At 42.9% G+C, this 2,581-nt stretch carries 3 protein-coding genes; all 3 read left to right on the top strand.

All coding sequences use genetic code 11. The features are described from left to right. Positions 1-1,168: phosphopentomutase (locus tag SMIDD26_RS05250; protein WP_246746927.1), on the top strand; the 1,168-nt coding region annotated here is incomplete at its 5' end. Between the two features lies 1 nt (position 1,169). After that, positions 1,170-1,730 carry a DUF1697 domain-containing protein gene (locus SMIDD26_RS05255; protein WP_061439341.1) on the top strand — a complete coding sequence of 187 codons (561 nt, stop codon included), beginning with the start codon at positions 1,170-1,172 and terminating at the stop codon, positions 1,728-1,730. Then, positions 1,727-2,536 carry a purine-nucleoside phosphorylase gene (locus SMIDD26_RS05260; RefSeq protein ID WP_061439343.1) on the top strand — a complete coding sequence of 270 codons (810 nt, stop codon included), beginning with the start codon at positions 1,727-1,729 and terminating at the stop codon, positions 2,534-2,536. Before SMIDD26_RS05255 ends, SMIDD26_RS05260 begins: the two co-directional genes overlap by 4 nt. Positions 2,537-2,581: the final 45 nt, after the last annotated feature.

Below are 2,581 nucleotides of genomic sequence, written 5' to 3' on the forward strand. Positions count from 1 at the left end.
AGGAATTGGTGCTGCACCAGATGCCAATAACTTTGTCAATGCAGGAGTTCCAGATGGAGCTTCTGACACACTGGGACACATTTCAAAAACAGTTGGTTTAAATGTGCCAAATATGGCTAAAATCGGTCTAGGAAATATTCCTCGCGAAACTCCTCTTAAGACTGTAGCAGCTGAAAGCAATCCAACTGGATATGCAACAAAATTGGAAGAAGTATCCCTTGGTAAGGATACCATGACTGGGCACTGGGAAATCATGGGACTCAACATTACTGAGCCTTTCGATACTTTCTGGAACGGATTCCCAGAAGAAATCCTGACAAAAATCGAAGAATTTTCAGGACGCAAGGTCATTCGTGAAGCCAACAAACCTTACTCAGGAACGGCTGTTATCGATGACTTTGGACCACGTCAGATGGAAACTGGAGAGTTGATTATCTATACTTCAGCTGACCCAGTCTTGCAAATTGCTGCCCACGAAGACATTATTCCTTTGGATGAATTGTACCGTATCTGTGAATACGCACGTTCAATTACCCTTGAGCGCCCTGCCCTTCTAGGTCGTATCATTGCTCGCCCTTATGTAGGTGAGCCAGGTAACTTCACTCGTACAGCAAACCGTCGTGACTTAGCCGTTTCTCCATTTGCACCGACTGTTTTGGATAAATTGAATGAAGCTGGTATCGATACTTACGCTGTTGGTAAAATCAATGATATCTTTAACGGTGCTGGTATCAACCATGACATGGGCCACAATAAGTCAAACAGTCATGGAATTGATACACTATTGAAGACCATGGACCTTGCTGAGTTTGAAAAAGGATTCTCATTCACAAACTTGGTGGACTTTGATGCCCTTTACGGCCACCGTCGTAATGCTCATGGTTACCGTGATTGTTTGCATGAGTTTGATGAACGCTTACCTGAAATTATCGCAGCTATGAGAGAGAACGACCTTCTCTTGATTACTGCGGACCACGGGAACGACCCAACCTATGCAGGAACAGACCACACTCGTGAATACATTCCGCTTTTAGCTTACAGCCCTGCCTTCAAAGGAAATGGTGTCATTCCAGTTGGACATTTTGCAGATATCTCAGCGACTGTTGCAGATAACTTTGGTGTTGAAACAGCTATGATCGGGGAAAGTTTCTTAGATAAATTGGTATAAGATGACGCGCTATGCTTTGCTGGTTAGAGGCATCAATGTTGGTGGTAAGAATAAGGTCGTCATGGCGGAGCTTTGTCAAGAATTAACAAACTTGGGACTGGAAAAGGTTGAGAGCTACATCAACAGTGGCAATGTTTTCTTTACTTCGACAGGGCTAAAAGCCCAATTGATTGAAAAATTAGAGACTTTCTTTGGGACTCGTTATCCATTTATTCAGAGTTTTTCCCTACTGAGTCAAGAAGACTATGAAGCAGAAGTGGAGAATCTACCAGCTTGGTGGAACGAAGACTTGGCACGAAAAGACGTTCTCTTTTACACTGAGCTTTTGGATGTGGAGCAAGTCATAGAGACGGTTAAAAGTTTAGAGCTGAAAGATGAGGTCGTTCATTTTGGAAAACTTGGTATTTTCTGGGGGAAATTTTCTGAAGAATCCTACTCTAAGACTGCCTATCACAAGTACTTGCTCAAGATGCCTTTCTATCGCAATATTACCATTCGCAATGCTAAAACTTTTGACAAAATCGGTCAAATGCTAAAAACTAAAAAAGGAGACACACAATGACATTTTTAGATAAAATCAATGAAACAGCTGCCTTCCTGAAAGACAAGGGAATTCAAGCACCTGAGTTCGGTCTAATCCTTGGGTCAGGTCTTGGAGAATTGGCAGAAGAAATCGAAAATCCAGTTGTAGTAGACTATGCTGAGATTCCAAACTGGGGCCGCTCTACAGTAGTCGGTCACGCTGGTAAATTGGTATATGGTGAACTTGCAGGTCGCAAGGTTTTGGCTCTTCAAGGTCGTTTCCATTTCTACGAAGGAAATCCTCTGGAAGTCGTGATTTTCCCAGTTCGTGTCATGAAAGTTCTTGGATGTGAAGGTGTCATTGTAACCAATGCTGCTGGTGGTATTGGATATGGGCCTGGTACTTTGATGGCTATCTCAGACCATATCAACATGACAGGTCAAAACCCATTGATGGGTGAAAACTTGGATGACTTTGGTCCTCGTTTCCCAGATATGTCTAAGGCCTACACACCAGAATACCGTGCTACTGCCCATGAAGTGGCTAAAAAACTTGGTATCAAGCTTGATGAAGGTGTCTATATCGGTGTTACTGGTCCAACTTATGAAACACCAGCAGAAATCCGTGCCTATAAGACATTGGGAGCAGATGCAGTTGGTATGTCTACTGTTCCTGAAGTTATCGTGGCAACCCACTCAGGCTTGAAAGTTCTGGGAATTTCATGTATTACTAACTTTGCGGCTGGTTTCCAAGAAGAACTCAACCACGAGGAAGTTGTAGAAGTGACTGAACGTGTTAAAGGTGACTTCAAAGGCTTGCTTAAAGCGATTCTTGCAGAATTGTAAGAAAAAAGATTTAAAAGGGGGAATGCCTCTACCTTTTCATGATTG

Origin of the sequence: Streptococcus mitis, from assembly GCF_001579035.1 — a bacterium.
Lineage (GTDB): Bacteria > Bacillota > Bacilli > Lactobacillales > Streptococcaceae > Streptococcus > Streptococcus mitis_J.